The organism is Kiloniella laminariae, from assembly GCF_027214005.1.
GTDB classification, from domain to species: Bacteria; Pseudomonadota; Alphaproteobacteria; order Kiloniellales; family Kiloniellaceae; genus Kiloniella; species Kiloniella laminariae_A.
This window is the reverse complement of record NZ_JAPWGY010000002.1, coordinates 506,042-521,615: the sequence shown is the minus strand read 5'-3', so window position 1 is coordinate 521,615 and position 15,574 is coordinate 506,042. Positions and strand designations below refer to the sequence as shown.

Below are 15,574 nucleotides of genomic sequence, written 5' to 3'. Positions count from 1 at the left end.
TCGGGGACTTCGGGGAACAACACGATTGATTTGAGCAACACCACCCTGACCAATGTTGCCCGCATTGAAGGCGGTGCCGGAAATGATTCCATCACCGGTTCTGCCGGGGATGACACGATTGTCGGTGGTACCGGAAATGACAATCTGCGCGGTGGTGATGGCAATGATACCTTTCTTGTTGAAGGTAACGGACAGGGGGCCGACCGTTATAACGGCGGTGCGGGCCGGGATAAAATCCAGGGGACGGATGGTGATCAGACCGTTGTTGTCTCGCATCTGACCGCAGGTGATTCGATTGAAGAGATTGATCTGGGTTCTGGTACCAATGTGCTGTCGGGGACTTCGGGGAACAACACGATTGATTTGAGCAACACCACCCTGACCAATGTTGCCCGCATTGAAGGCGGTGCCGGAAATGATTCCATCACCGGTTCTGCCGGGGATGACACGATTGTCGGCGGCACCGGGAATGACAATCTGCGCGGTGGTGACGGCAATGATACATTCATTGTGGAGGGGCAGGACCAGGGAGCAGATCGTTTCAGCGGCGGGGCAGGTACAGACAGGATCCTTGGTGGTGACGGGGATGATACAATCACCGTTTCACATTTGACCAGGGGTGATTCGATTGAGCAGATTGACGGCGGTGCTGGCGTTAATATCCTGTCGGGAACCTCTGGTAATAACACCATTGACCTGAGCAATACGACCTTGACGAACATCGGCAGGATCGATGCTGGTGCCGGAAACGATACGCTGATCGGTTCAGATGATGATGATATTCTTCTGGGGGGGCTTGGAAATGATCGCCTTACCGGTGGGGGCGGGGATGACAGTTTTACCTTCAGCCTTTCGATGAATGCTTCAGGCAATATTGAGGCACAGGGCAAAGATACCATTATGGACTTTGATTCCGGTGATCGGCTGGTCTTTGAAGACATTCTTGGAGATCTTGGCGGGGCAGCAGATCCCCTGGCAGCTCTTGATAGTCTTGGTGGTGTTACGGTTGTGGATGGTGGCGCGGGTCGTGATGTCTCGATCCAGTTTGAAAATGGCGACAGTATTACATTGCGGGGCCTGGGAACGGCGGATCATTCACTGGATTCCCTGACGGATCTGAATGACAACGGCATCCATATCGACGTTTTCTGACATCTATGAAATGTTTGCACTCAGAGGAGCTTCCCAAAGGGAGGTTTCTCTTTTTTGACAGGGATTTCTAATAAATTTCAGAACGTTTTTGGTAAAATTGGTGTTGGTGTTTTGGGGAGAATCTCTTCCAGCAAATTGGCTGCTGAGAGGAGTTCGGCATCAGCACGGGGGCGTCCGACAAGCTGCAGACCCACGGGCAGTCCTGCAGAAGTGAAACCACAAGGAAGAGACAGGGCGGGAGAAGCCGTAATCGTGATGCTGGAAACCAGCGCAAGCCAGTCGATATAGCTTTCGAATTTTTGTCCGGCACATTCACTGACATAACGCTGCTCAATCGGAAAGGGGGGGACGATCGTCGCGGGACAGAGAAGCAGATCATATTCCCCAAAGAAACTTTGCATCCTGTGATAAATCTCACCGCGTTTTCTCTCGGCCCAGGCAATATCTTCGGCACTGAGGTTTCGGCCATATTCAATGTTCAGGATGATATCTTCCTTGAGCTTGCCCGGGTGTTCCTCCTGTAGTGGTCCAAGGCCAACAAGAAAATCCAGTCCCCGCAATCGTCTGAAAACTTCGGGAGCTTCGGACAGGTCGGGACAGCTTTCTTCGACAATGACCCCTGCTTCTTGAAAATGCAGGGCAGCTGTTTTGCAAATATCAAGGATTTCCGGGTCAACCGGGCTGACACCAAGGTCAGGACTGAAGGCAATCTTCTTCGGGGGCGTTTTTTTCCGGCTTGTGGCGAGAAAACGCTCCCCAGGTGCGTCCAGAGCCAAAGGGCTGGTTGGGTGAGAACCGACCATGGCATCAAGCAACAAGGCGGTATCTTCGACATTTCTGGCCATGGGGCCCTGCATGGAGAGTGTTTGGAACGGTGTCGGGGAGGGACCGCTTGCCACGAGATGCAGGGATGGCCTGAGACCGACAACCCCGCAGAAGCTTGCGGGGTTACGCAGAGATCCTCCCATATCGGAACCATGCGCAAGCCAGGCTGTGCCGCTTGCCAATGCAGCGGCTGCACCGCCAGAGGAGCCCGCTGCTGACTTTGTCAGATCCCAGGGATTGCAGGTTGTGCCGAAAACCGGATTGAAGGTGTGGGCCCCGGCCCCAAATTCAGGTGTATTGGATTTGGCGTAGATCACGGCTCCGTTTTTTTCCATGGTTTCGACCAGGACATCCGAATGGTCCGGGATCTCGTCGGCAAAGATCGGACTGCCGTAGGTGGTGCGAACTCCCTTAACCGCTGTAAGGTCTTTGATGGCAACAGGGATTCCGCCAAGGATGCCTCGCTCCGTGACGGGTTTCTTCTCCAACTCATTCACAGTTGTTCGCGCCCGTTCGAAGCAGAGTGTCGGGAGTGCATTGACCTTGTTGTCGACAAGGGCAATGCGGTTTTCCAGTGCATCAAGAAGATCGTGGGCCGAGATTTCTTTCTTGAGAAGCAGTTCTCTGATTTCACAGGCGCTGGCATGAATAAGTTGTTCATCCGGATACCGGGGCATTTTCTATCACTCTTCCAGGGTAGGCAGTTCTTTATACACAACCGTCGTTTGGCTTCACAAAGAGAGTTTAGGTGCGCTGTGTTTTCTGTCCATGGAAAAGCGTTATCAGATCTTGGGCAATATCAGCCGGTTTTGTAGAAACAAGTCGAAATATTGTTTTGTAAGTCAAATTTTCTGAAAAAATATAATAATATCATCCAGTTAATGTCTTGTGAGTGAGGGAAGTCCAATTTGGGGTGTAACCTCTTATCATAGAGAAAATTTACAACTCTAATCGTTTTGTTAAGTGTTCCACGTTAGAGTTTTTACAGGGATTGCCTTTGGGGGCACATTTGATTGATCAGGTTTATGATCACTATTTGATTGAGAAGTTTATGACAAAACGGTTTGAGATAGCCTCCTGGAATACTCAACGTCTCTCAATGAAGCTGTCCTCTCCGCTATGTAACGGGCTAATCTGCTGCACGATTGTCTTGCTTCTGTTCTTCACGATCCAGCAAAGTCGGGCTCAAGAGGTTATCAAGATACTTGCTGTGGATTTCCCGCCTTTTGAAATTGAAAATGGCGAAAGAGGCTTGCCAGGTTTTGATGTCGAGACTGTGACTGCAGCGTTTGGAAGGAAGGGGATAGAAGTTCTGATTGAATTTATGCCCTGGGCGCGGGCGGTTGAGATGGGGCAAAAAGGGAAAGTAAGCGGTATCCTGTCCTGTGCTGATGCCCCGGTTCGTAAGCAGCACTTCTGGCTTTCTGAACCTATCAGCTATTCAAAAAGAGGTTTTGTTGCCAGAGAGGATACTGAAATTGAGAGTCTGGGGTCTCTGGCCGAGGCGAAAGACTATAAAGTTGGTTCGGTACAGGGGTATGTTTTCAGCCAGGAACTGAATGAGGCCGGTGTTGATCATGATCTGTCACCCAATGACCGTTCAGCGCTTAAAAAGCTTATATCTGGCAGAATAGAGCTGTTGTACTCAGAACTGAATGTTGTCCGGTATTTGACCAAAAGCATGTCAGAGGACGTTTCTCTTAAATACTATCCCGTAAGTACCAAGGCATATCATTTGTGTATCAGTAAAAGATGGCCTGATGCTGCTTCTGTTCTCACTCGCTTTAATGAGGGCTTTATGGAAATTCTCTCAGATGGAAGTTATGAGGAGATTCAGGGGAAATACAGATAATCGCTCTTCGGATAAATATTTTGATGATAAATTTTTTGAATATTTATCACTTATAGTTTGGCAGAGAAGTTATCCGATTTTAAATAATTAGAATATATTCCTGATGGTTTTGTTGGAATTTGTAGTATGGGTTTTTATGTATATTTATCTTTGGGTTTTTCAGGTGTGATGGTTTTCAATTTATTGGTGTGAATTCTGGGTGTTATCTTTCTTAATGGTAACAAAATGAAATATTTACGAATAAATTTTTTCTTTTCATTTGATTTTATTACGTGTTTTTGCTTTTTGGGTACTGGCAGCGTTTCCTGTTGAGGGATTTTCTGCCAGGAAACCGCCTCAAGAGAAAATAGGCCCTAAATGAAGAGTGTACATTCGCTGGAGTGTCCGGATGTTACTGCTGTGTGCTGTGACGTGAGCAGGCTTTTTCTTGAGCAGAGCTTTGAAGCTGTTTTTGTGACGGATCTTTCCGGTCTTGTTCTTTACTGTAACCCTTCGGTTTGCAGAAATTTTGGTTTTCCTGCAGAGAGACTTGTTGGTCATTCTATTTTTGAACTGATCACCCTGCCGTCCGAAGATCAGCAGATGATTCTGATGGCGGGAAAACGCGAAAATTCCGAAGTAGAAGCTGATGTGATAAGTGGCGAAATCCGCTCGGCCAAGGGAACTCTTTTTGATGTGCACTTGCGGGCTTACCCGATGGTTTCTTCCGGGCGACCACACATAATGCTGCTGGTGAGGGATATCAGTGCCAGAATGTCTGTCCGCAAGGAACTGGAAACATCCCGGGAGTTGATGGGGCGTATTGTCGAAGGGGTAGCTGATGCGATTATTGCGACGGATGAACAGGGAGATCTGACGCTCTTTAATAAGGGGGCGGAAAAGATGTTTGGCTATCAAAGTTCCGAAATTATTGGCACCAGCCTGGAGCAGCTGATCCCCGATGCTTTCTGTGATGCTGATGGGAAAAATCTGAAAGATTTCGGGGGCAACCAGAGCAGCGACAGAACGATGGGATTCCGGAATGGTCTTTCTGCCTTAAGACGGAATGGTGAAATTTTTCCTGCCGATGCAACGGTTATGAAAATCAAAAGAGGGGACAGTTTTATTTTCGCTGCAGTCGTGCGGGATATTTCTGAACAGATCTCTGTTCAGAATGAGTTGCGACAGGCAAAAGAAATGGCCGAAGCCGCCAATAGGATGAAAACCACCTTTCTAGCGAATATGAGCCATGAACTCAGAACGCCGTTAAATGCGATTATCGGCTTTTCAGAGTTTATCAGTGAAGAGCATCTGGGGCGAATTGAGCCGCCAAAATATCGGGAGTATATCAAGGATATTCTCTATAGCGGGTGTCACCTTCTGACGATCGTCAACGACATTCTGGATCTTTCGCGCGTGGAGGCGGGGGAGATAACGCTGCATGAAACTGCCGTCGATATTGAAAGCGCAATCGAGTCAGCATACCGGTTTGTCAAACGGCAAGCTCAAGAAAAAAATATCAGATTGCAAACCGAAGTGGATGCAAACCTCCCACATCTGTTGGTCGATGAACGTCTGTTGAAACAGGTTGTTATAAATCTTGCTTCCAATGCCGTGAAATTTACACCAGAGGGCGGGGCTATTGTCGCCAGGGTCGTGCCAGCAGCGACCGGGGGAGAGCTGGCGATTATTATTTCCGATACAGGGATCGGGATTGCCAAAGAAGATCTTGACCGGGTGATCAAACCTTTTGAGCAATGTGAATCAAGCTATACCAAAACCATAGAAGGTACCGGGCTGGGGTTGTCTTTGGCTTTGTCCTTGATGGAGTTGCACAACGGACGACTGGCCATCGAGAGTGAACTGGGCGTTGGCACTTCGGTGATCCTGACCTTCCCCCCAGAGCGTGTCGTCACCGGAAAATCTGCCGAAGATTACCCTCAGCAAACCCTGATGAGTGCCTGAGGCTTCTTGAGGTTGTTATCGCGGCAGGTTAGTGAAAAAAATGAGGCTGGAATATTTCCCAGCCTCATCGAGAACTCCTTGTGAAAATCAGGTTGATCAGTTCTGAACCCGGTAATCGTCAGGTAAAAAGAACAGATAGTCCTGATCTTCGCCAACAGCATTATGGCAATCAGCACAGAATTTCACTTTCTTTGAATTGGTCCCGTTGGTTTCGCCAAAGATTTTCCCATCGGGTGTTACCAGAGTGTATTTCCAGTCGCCGTTTTCCGGACTAAAACCAGCAGCCATTTTTTCCATTAAAAACAGCGGGCCAGGCTTCACACCATTCTTGGTAACTTTAAAACTGTCCTTGGCGGCAATCGAGCCGACGGGCAGGGTGCCGACCTCTTCGAATTTACCGTAATTCTGGGCAATATCATTGGCGTAGTTATGGACCAGCCTGCCGCCATGTGTACTGGAGGCATAGGGAACAGTGCTATAGCGAGGCCAGTTGAAGTACTCTGTCGCCACCGGATGACCGGATTTTGAGTAACCTTCTCTCAAAGCAGGAGCAAGAGCTTCGTATTCTGCTGCGGCTTTTTCGTCTGAAATTTCTTCGGCAGAAACAGAAGTGTGAAGGGTGGTCAAGAAAGAAAACATGGCTGTACCCGCAGCCAGTAATTTGAGTGTCGAGCTGATTTCCATCTGGGTTACCTCTGTTTCTCTGACGCAGGATCAGTTGTTCTGTTGGTACCGTGGTGCCGGTACATTCCTTTATCCTAGTAAACACTGTATTCGCCCGGCTATGGCATAAAGCTTTATCACGTTCATGTGAGCTGGGATTTTTATGGAAATTGTTTCGGCAAGAAAATTCGTTCCATAAAAAAAGGGCCGCGATTGCGACCCTTTTTAAATTGGCATGGTGTTCTTGTGCCGACGTTATTCGGCAGCAACCGAGAGGCGCTCCATTCTGGCGGCGCTGTATTTGAATTCGGGAATCTTGCCAAAGGGGTCAAGCTGCGGGTTGGTCAGCAAGTTTGCTGCCGCTTCAGAGAAGCAGAACGGCATGAAGATCATGCCTTCCGGCACTTCCCGGTCCTGGCGGATTTTCAGGCTGATTGTTCCTCGGCGGGTTGAAACGCTTACCCAGTCACCAGCAGAAACACCCAGCTTGTTCATATCAAGCCGATTTACAAAAACCACAGCTTCCGGTTCAAGGTTGTCGAGAACCTTGGAGCGTCGTGTCATGGCACCAGTATGCCAGTGTTCGAGCAAACGTCCGGTCGTGAGGACCAGAGGGAACTCTTCATTCGGCAGCTCGGCCGGATCGACAAGTGCTGTCGAGACCAGTTTGCCGCGACCAGAGGCCGTTGGGAAACCCTGGGCAAAGAGTATTTCTGTGCCGGGGCCATCTGCACTGGAGCAGGGGTAGGTAACCACGTTTTCCCGCTCGAGTCTTTCCCAGGTGATGTTGTTCAGGGAAGGCATGATCTGTGCCATTTCGTTGAAGACATCGCGGGGATGGGTATAGGACCAGCTTAGGCCCATTCGTTGGGCAACTTCCTGGATCAGTTCCCAGTCCTGGCGCGCTTCGCCGGGAGGGGAAACCGCGGCACGGCCAATCTGCACCTGCCTGTTGGTGTTGGTAAAGGTTCCATCCTTCTCGGCATGCGCCGAAGAGGGCAGAATGACATCTGCATGCCAGGCAGTCTCTGTCATGAAGATATCCTGAACGACAAGATGATCAAGCATCGACAGGGCTTCGCGGGCGTGTTTCTGATCCGGGTCAGACATGGCAGGGTTTTCGCCCTGGATAAACATGCCGTTGATCTCGCCATCATGAATGGCGTCCATGATTTCAACAACCGTCAGACCTTTTTTGCGGTCCAGTTCCATACCCCAGAAATCCTCCATCCGGCTCCGGATTTCGGCATTTTCCACGGACTGGTAATCCGGGTAGAGCATAGGGATAAGCCCGGCATCAGAGGCGCCCTGGACGTTGTTCTGTCCCCGAAGCGGGTGCAGTCCAGTGCCTGGTCGGCCGATTTGCCCGGTAATCAGGGACATGGCAATCAGGCTGCGGACGTTATCGGTGCCATGGGTATGCTGGGAGACACCCATGCCCCAGAGAATGAGCGACGCTTTTGACGTGGCGTAGATACGGGCAACTTCGCGAAGGGTCTGGGCATCAATTCCGCAAATTTCTGCCATATCTTCGGGAGAGAAGTCCTTGATGTTGGCTTTCAGCTCTTCAAAGCCTTCGGTGTTGGCCTGAACATATTGCACATCATAGAGGTTCTCTTCGATGATGGTATAGATCATCGCGTTGAGCATGGCGACGTCGCGGCCAGGCTTGAACTGCAGATGCTTGTCGGCATAACGCACCAGGTTCTGTCCACGCGGGTCCATGACAAAGAGATGTTTGTCTGGATCTTTTGCCGCCTGTTTGATGTAGGTCGCCGCGACGGGGTGGTTCCAGCCGGGGCGACAGCCGATGATGATGATGCAGTCGGAATCAGCAACCGAGGTAAAGGGGGCGGAGACGGCACCGGAACCGACACCTTCCATCAAAGCGGCAACAGAGGAGGCGTGACACAGGCGAGTACAGTGATCCACATTGTTGCTGCCAAAACCTGTGCGAACCAGTTTCTGGAAGAGGTAGGCTTCTTCGTTTGACCCTTTAGCGGAACCAAAACCGGCAAGAGCTTTGGGGCTTTTGCTATCCCGGATTTTGCTCAGACCAGTAGCTGCGCGTTCCAGGGCTTCTTCCCAGGTGGCTTCGCGGAAGAACTTGGAAAAGTCGTTGTCTGGAACTTCGATGTCCCAGCCGCGCGGGGCATCATCGCGGCGGATCAGTGGTTTGGTCAGGCGGTTGGGGTTGTGGATGTAATCGAACCCGAAGCGACCTTTGACGCAGAGGCGCTTTTCGTTAGCAGGCCCATCGCGTCCATCAATCTTGAGGATCTTGTCGTCCTTGACATGGACCTCGGTTTGACAGCCGACACCACAGAAGGGGCAGACGGAATTGATGATTTCATCCGCATATTCTGTCCGTGTTCCCGCAGCATTGAGCAGAGCCCCTTCCATCAGGGCCCCGGTCGGGCAAGCCTGGACACATTCACCACAGGCGACACAGGTGCTTTCGCCCATTTCTGTATCAAAGTCGAAAATGATGCTGGCTTTCGATCCGCGATAGGCCATGCCGATCACGTCGTTAACCTGGACTTCACGACAGGCACGTACACAAAGATTACAGTTGATACAAGCATCCAGGTTTACAGCAATGGCAGTGTGGCTGAGATCCGCGACGGGGCTTTTACGGGCCGGGAACCTGCTGGATGTCACGCCGATGTCAGAAGCCCAGTTCCAGAATTTTGAATCTGGTTCGTGCGCGGTTTCCCGGGCGGGCTGATCGGCGACCAGAAGTTCAAAGACCATTTCACGGGCTTTTTTTGCCCGCTGGGTTGCGGTGTTGACCACCATTCCTTCGCTTGGTGCCCGGATACAGGAAGCCGCAAGTGTTCGCTCACCTTCGATCTCAACCATACAGGCGCGGCAGTTTCCGTCAGCACGATAGCCGGGCTCGGGTTGGTAGCACAGGTGGGGGATTTCTGTGCCGAGGCGATCTGCCACCTGCCAGATGGTTTCGCCGGGCTGGGCTGCAACCTGTTGACCGTTAAGGGTAAAGGTAACCGGGGTTTTGTTTGCAATTACAGACATTACAGTTCCTCCGGAAAGTGTTTCATTACCGATAGCAAGGGGTTAGGGGCAGCCTGCCCGAGACCGCAGATGGATGCATCCATCATAACAGTCGAGAGTTCTTTAAGAAGTTCCTGATCCCAGGTTTCTTCCTGCATGAGCTTGACGGCTTTTTCTGTGCCGTTGCGACAAGGGGTACATTGTCCGCAGCTTTCGTCTTCGAAAAAACGCATCAGGTTGCTGGCAACATCACGCATCTTGTCCTGGTCAGAAAGAACGACGATCGCTGCAGAGCCGATAAAACAGCCGTGAGCCTGAAGCGTATCAAAATCCAGAGGAACGTCGCCCAGGCTGGCGGGGAGGATGCCCCCAGAAGCACCGCCAGGAAGATAGGCCTTAAACTCGTGGCCCTCGGCCATGCCATCACAATATTCGGCAATCAGCTCTTTGATTGTGATACCAGCCGGGGCGAATTTAACGCCAGGGTTCTTGACGCGACCGGAAACGGAGAATGAGCGAAGGCCTTTGCGGCCATTGCGTCCTTCACTGGTGAACCACTCTGGGCCTTTTTCAATCAGATCCCGGACCCAATAGACTGTCTCGACATTATTCGTCAGGGTTGGCAGGCCAAAAAGTCCGACCTGTGAGGGGAAAGGAGGTTTGTGACGGGGAAGACCGCGCTTGCCCTCAATGGATTCAATCATCGCGGACTCTTCACCACAGATATAGGCACCGGCCCCGCGACGAAGATCAATCTTAACCCCGTTGTTCAATCCTTCGGCATAAAGACGATCGATTTCTTTTTTCAAGAGTTTGATTACAGCCGGGTATTCGTCGCGGATATAGATGTAACTGGCTTCGACTTCGCCGACCCAGGCACCAATCAGCATGCCTTCGAGAAAACGATGGGGATCGGTTTCCAGATAGTGACGGTCTTTGAATGTGCCGGGTTCACCTTCATCGCCATTGATGGCCATAAGACGGGGTTTGGGCTGCTGGCGGATAATCCCCCACTTGAGACCTGTCGGGAAACCCGCGCCACCAAGGCCGCGTAGTCCTGTATTTTTCAACAGCTCTACAATCTGGTCACGTTCATATTTGCCTTCGTAACATTCACGCAGGACTTTGTAGCCACCGTCAGCAATATAGGCATCGTAGTCTCTGTAGGGAACCTTTGCGGGTTCGAGATCTTTGGCATTCGCAACCTGGACAATTTTCTCGACTGTCGCATGTTCGACGTGGTTATGGCCGACTTCGGCAACCGGGGCACAGTCACAGCGGCCCATACAGGGCGCCTTTACCACTCTCACATTTTTTGCGACAGCTGCTGGAAGTTTGCCGAGGAGTTCATCCGCACCTGCCATTTCACAGCTGAGGCTTTCACAAACCCGGACTGTAATCTCGGCGGGGGCTGTTTCACCATCCAGGACAATGTCGAAATGTGCATAGAAAGAGGCGACTTCATAGACCTCAGCCATGGGAAGTTTCATTTCGTCCGCCAGGGCTTGCATATGATCAGCAGAAAGGCAGCCGAATGTATCTTGTATCAGGTGGAGATGTTCAATCAGAAGATCCCGTTGGCGCGAACGATTACCAAGCAAAGTATGAATGGTTTCCTGTGCGCCGGGGTTCAGTTGACGCCCTTTGGCGAAAACAGGCGGTTTGCGGCGGCCTGATCCCGGGTGGATCTGGCGCTTGACGGGGGATTTATCCAAGGTGGCATTATCCGACATTACTCATGCAACTCCACGACACGCCCTGCTGTGCGGGCGATGAACACCGGTTGATCCGGGTTCTTTCTGTTTCAGTTATTCGGGCGGAAAAATCCGGGCCGATATTTCCATATTCCTGTAGGCATCTTGCGGTATTCCCGCATTCCCGGACATATCTGGAACATTTTATAGTGCTTTGCCAGTGTTGGATAGCGATGAGGCATTCGCAAAGTCCTATGCCTTAATAGGCGATTGCTATTAATGTCGCTCGCCGGATGTCTGGTGTCGTTTGTCGAGCCAGAAGATCCTGAAATCCCAAGGTCAGGACGATGGTCCGGCCAAAATGTTAATGGAAAGGGGGGGCAAAAAATAGATTAAAGATAACAGCGCCGTCTATAAAGCCGGGGTGAGTAGTTTTTCTGTTAATATTTGTGTGTTTAACTGATCCGCAATATGAAACCTTTCAGGTCTGTTGATTTCCAGAGTGAGTAATTTTTAGAATGAGTGATAAAGTTGATTTTCGGGTTCTAGAGCTTCTGACCTCGCGTTTGTGCCACGACCTTGTCGGGCCTGTCGGTGCTGTAAACAATGGCCTTGAACTGATGGAAGATGATTCCTTTGGGATGGCTGCGGATGCATTGAAACTGGCGACAGGATCTGCTGTTCAGGCTGCGGCAACCTTGCAGTTCTATCGTATTGCCTATGGTCTGGCAGGCAGCCGACTTGGAAGTGACTTTGCGACATTGAACCAGCTTGCAAGCAACTATCTTAAACATACAAAAGCGGAATTTAACTGGCCGAACCTGACGGTGCCTGAAGGCTTGCCGGAAGATGGGGGCAAAATTCTTCTTAATCTCATTGCCTTTGGGCTTGAAATGTTGCCGCGCGGCGGGGTTATTACTGCGCATAGTGGTGAGGCGGACAACCGTACTTTTGTTGCCGTGACCGTCGCCGGAGAATCGGTCGCGATTCGCGAGGAAGTGCGCTATGCAATTTCGGAGAAAGTTGACCCTGGAGAGCTGACACCAAGAAACGTTCATGCCTATTTCACCCGGTTTCTGGCTCAAAGAAGGGGCAGTGATCTGTTGGTGAACAGCTCGGTCGACGGGCATGTACAGTTAATTGTTTCATTCTAAACAGGGGAATAAGGTCTTCCTGTTTCTGGAAATTCAGGCAGTAATCTTTCTTGAAAAACTGCAACACTGTTCTGAAAAGCAACTTTGAACCATCGAAGTTGCTTTTTTTCTTTGAATTTCAACCGTTTTAATTTGCGAATAAGTCTCATTTTGAACTTGATATGTTGCGAATGATTTGCAATATTCCCGATGCTTTTTATCGGAAGTGTTCGCTTCCGATCAATTTTCTGGTCACTCCCTGTGATAACAATTAGGAGACAGTCGACATGAAGACTGCTTGGTTCGTAACGACAGCTATTCTTTCTGCAACAGTACTGAGCGGTGTTTCCGCCAGTGCAGAAGAAGTTGTGAACGTTTATACAGAACGTCATTACCAGACCGACGATGCACTTTATGCCAACTTTACCAAAGAAACCGGTATCAAGGTCAATTTGATCGAAGGTAAAGGTGCCGAACTGGTCGAGCGTATTAAAAGTGAAGGGGAAAACAGCCCTGCAGACATTCTGGTGACCGTCGATGCCGGTAATCTCTGGCGTGCTGATCAGGATGGGATTTTTAAATCCGTGTCTTCTGATGAACTGAACGCACGCGTTCCCGCCAACCTGCGCCACCCCGATGGGAACTGGTATGGCTTCTCTACCCGCGCCCGGATGATTTTTTTCGACAAGGCAAAGGTGAAAGAGGGCGAAGTTACCTCTTATGAAGATCTGGCCGATCCAAAATGGAAAGGCAAGGTTTGCATCCGCGAAAGCTCAAACATCTATAACCAGTCTCTGCTGGCTTCGATTGTAGAGCACAAAGGTGAAGCTGCTGCTGAAGAATGGGCCAAAGCCGTAGTTGACAACTTTGCGCGTGAACCTGTTAAGGGTGATACAAACCAGCTGCGGGGTATCGGTTCAGGTGAATGTGAGATTGCCGTGGCAAACTCTTATTATTTTGTTCGTCTGCAGACAACACCAGAAGAGCAGGATAAAGGCATCGCTGACAAGATTGGCTACGTTTTCCCGAACCAGAATGATCGTGGAACCCACGTGAATATCTCTGGTGCCGGTGTTGTTAAAACAGCCCCACACAGTGAAGCAGCAGTTAAATTTCTTGAATATCTGACCAGTGCAGAAGCCCAGAATTACTTTGCAGACGGGAACAATGAATTCCCGGTTGTCGAAGGTGTTGCTGCCAACGCTGCGGTTACTGCTCTTGGCGAATTCAAGAAAGACACGGTGAATGTTTCTGTCTATGGCACCAATCAGGTAACTGCTCAGAAGATCTTTGATCGGGTTGGCTGGAAATAATTGAACGAGGCCCCTTGTGCCTCAAGCCGTTCCAACTGTCGAAAAGCACCTCTGGATAATTCCAGGGGTGCTTTTTTTCGGTTTTACAGGTCCTGTGCTGGTTTCGTCTGGCTCCCCGCCCGACTTTTTGCAATCGCCCGCGAGAGGAAAATCAATGGCAGGATACCAACGGCGACGATTGTGAGCGAAGCCGTTGATGCTTCCGAAAGTCGTTCATCAGAAGCAAGGTTGTAGGCATGAACAGCCAGTGTATCAAAGTTGAACGGGCGCATGACTAGGGTGGCTGGCAACTCTTTCATGACATCAACAAAAACCACCAACCCAGCCGTAATAAGACTGCCGCTCATAATAGGGGTGTGAACATGCCAGAGTGTTTTGATTGGCCCCATGCCCAAGGTACGTGACGCATCGTCCATACTGGGACGTATTTTCCCTAGACCGCTTTCAACGGTATTCAGGGAGACAGCCAGAAAACGGACAAGGTAGGCAAAAACCAGGGCTGTAATCGTACCCGTCAGAATCAGCCCGGTTGAGATATCAAAAGTACTCCGCATCCAGGAGTCGATCGTGTTGTCCAGTGCGGCCAGGGGAAAGAGGGTTCCGATGGCAACAACAGTACCGGGAATTGCGTAACCCATGGAGGCAATCTTTGTCGCTGCTCGGGAAAAGAAGTTCGCCTGCATTCTATTGGTATAGGCCAGCAAAACAGCAATCAATACCGCAGCACAAGCTGTGACGGTGGCCAAGGTGAAGCTGTTGAAGGCCAGTGTGATAAATTTGATGCCAAACTGTTTGTCACCCAGGGAAAGGGTTTTGCTGATCAGAATAATTGCGGGTAATACAAACCCGAGAAATAGTGGAATACCGCAGGCTGCGACAGCAAAACATTTTTTCAGGCCCTGCAGTTTGTAGCCGGGCAGGTTTTGATAGCGATTGGTTGCGTGATGGTATCGCGCTTTTCCACGGCTGAGCTTTTCGATTATAAAAACCGAAAAAATAAAGACGAGTAAATATGTCGAGAGCTGTCGCGCAGCAGCCAGATCACCGAAAGTTGTCCAGGCGTTCATAATGCCGGTAGTGAAGGTCTGAATACCAAAAAAAGAAACCGTGCCGAAATCAGCAAGGGTCTCCATAAGGGCAAGAGATGTTCCAGCGATAATGGCCGGGCGTGCCAGCGGGAGGGCAACTCTGAAAAAACTGGACAGAGGGCTGCATCCAAGGGTGCGGCTAACCTCGAGGGCACAGACAGACTGCTCGAGAAAGGCCGCTCTGGCGAGCATGTAAACATAGGGGTAAAGTACGAGGGACAACATGGTGATTGCGCCGCCCATCGAGCGAAGATCCGGGAACCAGTATTCTCCGTACTGTAGGGAGAGGACTTCGCGGAGCAGAACCTGTAGAGGACCGCTGGCCTGGAGAAAGTCGGTGTAGGTATAGGCCATCACATAGGCCGGCACGGCAAGGGGCAGGATAAGGGCCCACTCGAAGAGCGCGCGACCGGGGAAGCGGCACATCGTTACCAGCCAGGCTGTGCCCCCACCGATTATCGCAACCAGGCAGGCAACCCCTGAAGCCAAAAACAGGGTGTTGATGATATAGTCAGACAGGACAGTCTGGACGAGGTGGTCCCAGACGTCGCTGGTCGCCGTGAGGGCTGCAGCTGTCACACTCAAAATGGGGAAGGCAAAGAGGCAGGCAACAAAGAAGGCAAACCAGGTAAGGACGCCCTTTTTTCCTGAACGCGCGAAAATCTTGCCGCTGTCTGTTGTGATCTCGTTTTGAAGTGTTTTTCCCGAATCCGCCAAACTTCAGCCCTGTAATTATCTAATAACGAGTCTCAGAATCAGCCATCAGCTATACTTTGCGTCAAGGGCTTGTAAAAGGTCTTTCTTGCCGTACTGCGGTCTCTACAGCTCTAAAATCATTAAATTTTGCATCTTTCCAATTAAAGTTAACAAACCAGCGTCGCGGGGTAAGAGGTTA

General features: G+C 50.4%; 10 protein-coding genes. 5 read left to right on the top strand and 5 right to left on the bottom strand.

The features are described 5' to 3' along the window. Window positions 1-1,152, top strand: a 1,152-nt coding sequence (locus tag O4H49_RS07140) for a calcium-binding protein (protein ID WP_269422741.1), incomplete at its 5' end; no start/stop codon positions are given. A gap of 77 nt (window positions 1,153-1,229) precedes the next feature. Here O4H49_RS07140 and O4H49_RS07135 read toward each other — a convergent pair. After that, complete coding sequence (locus tag O4H49_RS07135) at window positions 1,230-2,654, bottom strand: amidase (protein WP_269422740.1); 1,425 nt, start codon at window positions 2,652-2,654, stop codon at window positions 1,230-1,232. A gap of 374 nt (window positions 2,655-3,028) precedes the next feature. Here O4H49_RS07135 and O4H49_RS07130 point away from each other — a divergent pair, with 374 nt between their 5' ends. Both O4H49_RS07130 and O4H49_RS07125 read left to right on the top strand, forming a co-directional pair. After that, the gene (locus O4H49_RS07130) at window positions 3,029-3,829 is read left to right on the top strand and encodes a substrate-binding periplasmic protein (protein WP_269422739.1); all 801 of its coding nucleotides are present in this window, start codon (window positions 3,029-3,031) and stop codon (window positions 3,827-3,829) included. Window positions 3,830-4,186: 357 nt separating this feature from the next. Further along, window positions 4,187-5,773, top strand: a complete 1,587-nt coding sequence (locus tag O4H49_RS07125; RefSeq protein ID WP_269422738.1) for a PAS domain-containing sensor histidine kinase — start codon at window positions 4,187-4,189, stop codon at window positions 5,771-5,773. Between the two features lie 96 nt (window positions 5,774-5,869). On the opposite strand, the gene O4H49_RS07120 is transcribed toward O4H49_RS07125, so the two are convergent. From O4H49_RS07120 to O4H49_RS07110, 3 genes are all read right to left on the bottom strand, one after another. Then, window positions 5,870-6,457 carry a cytochrome P460 family protein gene (locus tag O4H49_RS07120; RefSeq protein WP_269422737.1) on the bottom strand — a complete coding sequence of 196 codons (588 nt, stop codon included), beginning with the start codon at window positions 6,455-6,457 and terminating at the stop codon, window positions 5,870-5,872. A 234-nt stretch (window positions 6,458-6,691) separates the two neighbouring features. Further along, window positions 6,692-9,472, bottom strand: a complete 2,781-nt coding sequence (gene fdhF, locus O4H49_RS07115) for a formate dehydrogenase subunit alpha (protein WP_269422736.1) — start codon at window positions 9,470-9,472, stop codon at window positions 6,692-6,694. After that, complete coding sequence (locus O4H49_RS07110) at window positions 9,472-11,184, bottom strand: NAD(P)H-dependent oxidoreductase subunit E (RefSeq protein WP_269422735.1); 1,713 nt, start codon at window positions 11,182-11,184, stop codon at window positions 9,472-9,474. Before O4H49_RS07110 ends, fdhF begins: the two co-directional genes overlap by 1 nt. A gap of 479 nt (window positions 11,185-11,663) precedes the next feature. On the opposite strand from O4H49_RS07110, the gene O4H49_RS07105 reads away from it, so the two are divergent. Both O4H49_RS07105 and O4H49_RS07100 read left to right on the top strand, forming a co-directional pair. Then, the gene (locus tag O4H49_RS07105) at window positions 11,664-12,299 is read left to right on the top strand and encodes a histidine phosphotransferase family protein (RefSeq protein WP_269422734.1); all 636 of its coding nucleotides are present in this window, start codon (window positions 11,664-11,666) and stop codon (window positions 12,297-12,299) included. Window positions 12,300-12,565: 266 nt separating this feature from the next. Further along, on the top strand, window positions 12,566-13,591 hold the full coding sequence (locus O4H49_RS07100; RefSeq protein ID WP_269422733.1) for a Fe(3+) ABC transporter substrate-binding protein: 1,026 nt from the start codon (window positions 12,566-12,568) through the stop codon (window positions 13,589-13,591). 83 nt (window positions 13,592-13,674) lie between these two features. Here O4H49_RS07100 and O4H49_RS07095 read toward each other — a convergent pair whose 3' ends face one another. Further along, window positions 13,675-15,396, bottom strand: a complete 1,722-nt coding sequence (locus O4H49_RS07095) for an ABC transporter permease (RefSeq protein ID WP_269422732.1) — start codon at window positions 15,394-15,396, stop codon at window positions 13,675-13,677. Between the last annotated feature and the right edge of the window lie 178 nt (window positions 15,397-15,574).

Coding starts and splice junctions, on each gene's coding strand:
- O4H49_RS07130 (WP_269422739.1), top strand. CDS start 3,029: ATGACAAAACGGTTTGAGATAGCCTCCTGGAATACTCAACGTCTCTCA.
- O4H49_RS07105 (WP_269422734.1), top strand. CDS start 11,664: ATGAGTGATAAAGTTGATTTTCGGGTTCTAGAGCTTCTGACCTCGCGT.
- O4H49_RS07100 (WP_269422733.1), top strand. CDS start 12,566: ATGAAGACTGCTTGGTTCGTAACGACAGCTATTCTTTCTGCAACAGTA.
- O4H49_RS07125 (WP_269422738.1), top strand. CDS start 4,187: ATGAAGAGTGTACATTCGCTGGAGTGTCCGGATGTTACTGCTGTGTGC.
- O4H49_RS07110 (WP_269422735.1), bottom strand. CDS start 11,184: ATGTCGGATAATGCCACCTTGGATAAATCCCCCGTCAAGCGCCAGATC.
- O4H49_RS07120 (WP_269422737.1), bottom strand. CDS start 6,457: ATGGAAATCAGCTCGACACTCAAATTACTGGCTGCGGGTACAGCCATG.
- fdhF (WP_269422736.1), bottom strand. CDS start 9,472: ATGTCTGTAATTGCAAACAAAACCCCGGTTACCTTTACCCTTAACGGT.
- O4H49_RS07135 (WP_269422740.1), bottom strand. CDS start 2,654: ATGCCCCGGTATCCGGATGAACAACTTATTCATGCCAGCGCCTGTGAA.